Source organism: Bacillus sp. JJ664 (assembly GCF_036962205.1).
Taxonomy (GTDB): Bacteria; Bacillota; Bacilli; order Bacillales; family Bacillaceae_G; genus Gottfriedia.
The window spans coordinates 25866-31947 of record NZ_JBALMS010000047.1; the positions used below are offsets into that span (position 1 = coordinate 25866).

At 31.7% G+C, this 6082-nt stretch carries 7 protein-coding genes; 3 read left to right on the forward strand and 4 right to left on the reverse strand.

The genetic code is table 11. From position 1 onward, the window contains the following. Positions 1–75: 75 nt before the first annotated feature. On the reverse strand, positions 76–1848 hold the full coding sequence (gene uvrC / locus V7056_RS08420) for an excinuclease ABC subunit UvrC (RefSeq protein ID WP_499701012.1): 1773 nt from the start codon (positions 1846–1848) through the stop codon (positions 76–78). A 180-nt stretch (positions 1849–2028) separates the two neighbouring features. Here uvrC and V7056_RS08425 point away from each other — a divergent pair, with 180 nt between their 5' ends. Then, positions 2029–2472: a hypothetical protein gene (locus tag V7056_RS08425; RefSeq protein WP_499701014.1), complete on the forward strand. Its 444-nt coding sequence runs from the start codon at positions 2029–2031 to the stop codon at positions 2470–2472. 42 nt (positions 2473–2514) lie between these two features. Here V7056_RS08425 and V7056_RS08430 read toward each other — a convergent pair whose 3' ends face one another. The 3 genes from V7056_RS08430 to trxA all read right to left on the reverse strand — a co-directional run bounded on the left by V7056_RS08430 (position 2515) and on the right by trxA (position 5176). After that, positions 2515–4068, reverse strand: coding sequence for an MDR family MFS transporter (locus V7056_RS08430; RefSeq protein ID WP_499701024.1), 1554 nt, complete (start codon positions 4066–4068; stop codon positions 2515–2517). Positions 4069–4220: 152 nt separating this feature from the next. After that, on the reverse strand, positions 4221–4661 hold the full coding sequence (locus V7056_RS08435) for a MarR family winged helix-turn-helix transcriptional regulator (protein WP_499701016.1): 441 nt from the start codon (positions 4659–4661) through the stop codon (positions 4221–4223). A gap of 197 nt (positions 4662–4858) precedes the next feature. Then, positions 4859–5176, reverse strand: a complete 318-nt coding sequence (gene trxA, locus V7056_RS08440; protein WP_088003600.1) for a thioredoxin — start codon at positions 5174–5176, stop codon at positions 4859–4861. Positions 5177–5344: 168 nt separating this feature from the next. On the opposite strand from trxA, the gene V7056_RS08445 reads away from it, so the two are divergent. Next, positions 5345–5827 carry a GNAT family N-acetyltransferase gene (locus tag V7056_RS08445; RefSeq protein ID WP_499701018.1) on the forward strand — a complete coding sequence of 161 codons (483 nt, stop codon included), beginning with the start codon at positions 5345–5347 and terminating at the stop codon, positions 5825–5827. Between the two features lie 168 nt (positions 5828–5995). Next, a partial coding sequence (locus V7056_RS08450) for an FbpB family small basic protein (protein ID WP_499701025.1) occupies positions 5996–6082 on the forward strand: 87 nt, incomplete at its 3' end.

Consider the following 6082-nt stretch of genomic DNA (forward strand, 5'->3'; position numbering starts at 1 on the left):
TTTTGTCCTCATTTGGTGTTCATTGACGTCATGCTCCTAGAAGCTATTTAAAAAAATAAGATGAACAATGCTCGATCACTTTCTAAAGTGTTGATAAATTTCTTCCGCAACATTTTTCGGAATTTTTGCTTGGATCAGCTCTTCAATTGTTGCCTCTTTGATTTTTTTAACAGAGCCGAAATGTTTTAATAATGCTTTCTTTCTAGTACCACCAACTCCGGTAATACCATCTAAAGCGGACTGAACCATCGATTTACTGTGAAGCTGACGATAAAATTCAATTGCAAAACGATGAACTTCATCTTGAATTCTTTGTAATAAAAAGAATTCTTGACTCTGTCTGCCTAATTGAACAATTTGAGGTGGTTGTCCTATTAATAACTCAGATGTACGGTGTTTTTCATCTTTTACTAATCCAGCTGTTGGAATAAATAATCCTAACTCATTTTGTAACACGTCTTCAACTGCTGATAAGTGGCCTTTGCCGCCATCTACGATAATTAGATTTGGTAGTGGAAGGTTTTCTTTCAAAGCTCTTGAATATCTTCTTCTTACCACTTCACGCATTGAATCATAATCATCAGGTCCAACTACTGTTTTAATTTTATATTTTCTATAATCCTTTTTAGAAGGCTTGCCATCAATAAATACAATCATGGCAGAAACTGGATTTGTACCTTGAATATTAGAATTATCAAATGCTTCGATTCGATAAGGAGTTTCAATATTTAATATTTCTCCAAGCTTTTCGATTGCTTTAATCGTTCTCTCTTCATCTCTTTCAATCAACTTGAATTTTTCTTGTAATCCTATTTTTGCATTCTTATTCGCTAGAACAACTAGTTCTTTTTTCTGACCTCTCTTAGGTTGGAGAACAGGAACATTTAGTAACTCTTTTAAAAGATCATTATCTACTTTATCTGGCACAAAAATTTCTTTTGGCTTTATGTTATGTGTTTTCTCATAAAACTGGCCAACAAAAGATAAAAATGCTTCTTCAGGTTCGTCATAAATTGGAAAGTATGATACATCCCTTTCAATCAATTTTCCTCTACGAACAAAGAATACTTGTACACACATCCAGCCTTTATCTACAGCGTAACCAAATACATCACGATCAACAAGATCACTGCTCATCATCTTCTGTTTTTCCATCGTTGCTTCAATAGAAACAATTTGATCTCGAAACTCTTTCGCACGTTCAAAATCCAATTGTTCTGATGCAGCCAACATCTTCGCCTCGAGCTCTTTTCGAATTTGATCTTCTCCACCATTTAAAAATCGAATAATTTCATTTACAATTTCTTGATTTTGCTCATCAGTTACATCTTTAACACAAGGTGCAAGACATTGCCCAATATGATAATACAAACAAACTTTATCCGGTAATGTAGAACATTTTCGAAGTGGATATAAACGGTCTAATAATTTTTTTGTTTCATTCGCGGCATTTACATTTGGAAAAGGACCAAAATATTTTCCCTTATCTTTTTTTACATTTCGAGTAATCAATAAACGAGGATGCTTTTCAGCCGTTATTTTAATGAAGGGATATGTTTTATCATCCTTCAACATGATGTTATATTTTGGATCATACTTTTTGATAAGATTCATTTCTAGAATTAAGGCTTCCATATTGGAAGATGTAACGATATATTCGAAATCAGTAATTTCTTGAACTAATCGATACGTTTTCCCGTCATGAGAACCTGTAAAATATGATCTAACCCTATTTTTTAGAATTTTTGCTTTCCCTACATAAATGATCGTGCCCTGAACATCCTTCATTAAATAACATCCAGGTTGATCAGGTAAAAGGGCTAGTTTTTCTTTTAAATGTTTGTCCAATGTCTTACCCCCTTTCGTGGAGTTGTACACTTTATTATAATCTGCAAAGTCATAAACTGAAAATAATTAAATTAGATAAATGATTTATATATTAATGATCTGAATTATGATTTTAAGCAAAAATTAAGTTTCACTACTTACTATTCTCTTATAAATATTAAATTTTAGAGGAGAAAAAATATGAGAAAAGTAAGAGTTGTTCATTTTTGGATAGGCGTAATTGTTTCTGTATTTTTGTTAATTGAATCAGTAACAGGAATCGTATTATATTTTAACAAGGGACACGAAGAACCAAAATTTCCTATGCAAAACCCTAGTCAGTTGAATGCTAGTTCTAATTCAACAAATCAAAATGGGCAAGCAAATGGCAGTGCGAACAGTAATAATCAAACTAGCCAAGATAATCAAAATAATCAAATTCCTTTTCCAAATGGTGGACCAAATATTGGTGAACTTTACCAGTCTGCATTTTCTATAAAAAGTTTACATACTGGAATGATCGGTTTAATTAGTGGAATTGGTTTATTCATTTTAACTGGTACAGGTCTAGCATTATCATGGATACTATGGAATACAAAACGCAAGGCTAAAAAGAAAAAGCAAAAAGTATCAATGGCTGTTTAAAAAGAAAAAACCTATGATTTCCCATAGGTTTTTCTTTTTTACTTATGAAGTAGCCGTTTCGGCCCCTACTTCTTCTTTTAATTCATCATCGCCAGCTTTTCTATTAGTAAGCTTAATTTGTTTTAAGAAAAGTGTGCAAATCGCTCCAACAATAATAAAGCCTAATCCAACAAAGAATACATTGTGAAGAGATTCCATTAATGATGTTTTAATAACTGGTAGCATACCTTGTAATAAATCTTTCGGAATTAATTTCTTTGCATCCTCATTAAATAACATTGTAAACACTGACTGAGGATTTGAATCAATCATATCTTTAAATTTATTTGCTAATGGTGCTGCTTGTTCTGGTAATTTATTTAAAAATGGTACTAATTCATCATTTAAAAGTGTACCTGATTTACTATTCATAACTGCACCTAATACAGTTGCACCAAATGTTCCGCCTATTGAACGGAAGAATTGGCTTGAAGAAGTAACAATACCTAATTCTTTTTTATCAAATACTTCTTGTAAAGCTAATGTGATCGTTGGCATTACTAAACCTATTCCAAGTCCCATTACACCCATAAAGATTGTTGCAATCGTCTTGGTTGAATCCATATCTAAAGTTGTTAAAAGATATAAACCTAATGCAATGATAAACATCCCTGTTATAATTTGTGGTTTAATACCAACTTTAAATACAAGTTGGCCACCAATAATACTTGCGATAATCATTGTTACCATCATTGGCGTCATGATTGTACCAGATTCCGTTGCACTCACTCCAACAATACCTTGCATAAAGAATGGTACAAACATAATAGCACCAAACATCGCGATCGTCATGAAGAAACCAATTAAGTTTAATGCTACAAATGTTCTGTTTTTAAAAAGATACATTGGAAGAATCGGTTCTTCAGCTCTATTTTCAACGATTATAAAACTAATAATACCAATTACTGCTAAAGCAAATAGTCCAATAATCTGCCATGAACCCCAATCATAATCTACTCCGCCAAAACTTAATGCAAGTAGTAAACTGACAACCCCAATAATCATTGTAATCATACCAGCGATATCAAAGTTGATCGGACCAGTATTTTTTCTTCCTTTTAAACCTAAAGCAATAAAGATTGTTGCAATAATACCAACTGGTAAATTAATATAGAAAACCCATTTCCAGTTTAATGAATCAACAATCCATCCACCAATTTGCGGACCAATTACAGATGCTAAACCATAAATCCCACCGAAAACCCCTTGGAATTTAGCACGTTCTTTTCCTGTAAACATATCCCCAATTACGATCATCGCCATTGGCATCATTACACCGCCACCAATACCTTGAATCCCACGGTAAATAATTAACTCTGTCATATTATTTGCGACACCACAAAGTGCTGAAGCAGCCATAAAAATGACTAACCCAGTAATATATACGCTTCTACGACCTAAAAGGTCAGCTAATTTACCTGCAATTGGTACTACTGTTGTTGATGTTAATAAGTATGCTGTAGTAAGCCATGTCATCATACTTAATCCACCAAGGTCTCCTACGATTTTTGGCATTGCCGTACCTACTATCGTACCATCTAGTGCCGAGAAAAACATTGCTATGATAAGCCCTATTAGCAATAACTTTCGATTACCATCTTTTTGAATAGCTGTATTTGTACTCAAACTATTTTGCCCCTTTCTCCCCCATATTTTCAACTAATTAATTGTAGTAATAGGGTTAATGTGCTTTGTAATTTTTTCTATATTTAAATTTCAGATGTTACCGCTTTGGCAAGCTTTTCAGCTATTAATGCAAACTGTAAAAGTTCTTCATCTGAAAGCGTTAATAATGAACTCTCAAAAATTGCTTTTCTTTCTTTTATAACAAGATCAAGTTTTTTTTGACCTTCTTCACTAAGCATAATATTTACTACTCTTCTGTCTTTTTTATCATGTTCACGATAAACAAAATTACTATGTTCTAACCGATCAATCATAAATGACACCGCACTTGGTTTCACACCCATATACTCGGCAACTTCAGAGATTTTACAACTCTCGTTTTTCCGTAAATACATTAATACAAAAAACTGAGTAGCAGTTATGTTATGTTTATTCATTTGCTCTGTCATTTTTGGTTGCATCTTGTGAACGGCAGTTTGAAAACCAATTTGTATTCGCTCGATGTACTCATTCTTATTATTCAAAGTTTAACCTCCTTTAACAGTTAATTTATATAAATATTTAATGTGTGTTAACTATTTACGCTTATTAAATATATACCGACAAAACTTGTTTCGCAACAAGAAAATTATTAAATGTTTTTAATAAAACGCTTACAGATATTTTTAGGCAAAAAAAAGAAATGCACTCATAAAAAGAGTGCATTTCCTACAAATTAATATTAACCAAGATGTGGCGTAATTAATTCTTCTAAAGCTTCTTTTGGTTTGAAGCCTAAAGTTTTCTCTACTACTTCACCATCTTTAAGAACGAATAATGAAGGGATACTCATAACTTCAAATTTAGCTGCTGTTTCTTGGTTTTCATCAACATCAACTTTAACGATTTTAACTTTATCACCATATTCAGAAGCTAATTCTTCTAAAACTGGAGCGATCATTTTACAAGGACCACACCAAGTTGCCCAAAAATCAACTAATACTACACCTTCTTTTGTTTCTTCTGCGAATGTTGCATTTGATGCATTTACAATTGCCATATATATTTCCTCCTATCGCCTCTCTACATAAGTACATTATGTAGTTTGACATAATTTGTTATAATTTTAAAGTAAGTATACCATACGAGAATTAGCACTATCTATTAATTTGCTCAAACTTACTATTTCCAAACAAATTGTTGATATACCAATGAAGGGATTAAAAAAATGATTACATTTGAAAAAATTACAGAAGAATATATAGACGTAATTGTCGAAATCACCAATTCAAATCAAAATTATAATTTAATGGAAAACGGAGCTCTTACTCGTACAAAAGAAGAGCTTTTTAAAGAATATTTTCAATCAACGAATCAAAGTGAAACTTATTTTATTAAATTAGATGATACATATATAGGACTAATCGACTTTTTAAAACTTAACCCTAGAGATGGTTTTCCATGGCTTGGACTATTAATGATCCATGGAGATTACCAGGGATATGGATTTGGCACGAATGCATTTATTTTATTTGAAGAACAAATAAAAAGTCGAGAAACTATTCATGCTTTACGATTAGGTGTTTTAATACATAATCATCAAGCCAAGGAATTCTGGAAGTCACATGGATTTTCTTATGTAGAAAATAAAACAAATACTGATGGTATAGAAGTAGAAGTTTACGAAAAAGAATATACAAAGGTTAATTAAGCTTATCATTTACTCATTTACTCATTTACTCTGAAAAATTATATAACGTCGCATTTTCAAGGACACAATATTGTAATAATTCCAAGAGTTTGTGCCCATTTTTTTATGTTAAGATATTTTTGAATATAAATAAATATTCAGAAATTTATTAAGATAGGAGTGGCAAACATGAGAAAAACATTTCGTAAATCGTTTAATCAATTAGTAAATGAAAATAAACAATCTCTTCTTAGAAATAAAGAAGAAATTGAAAAG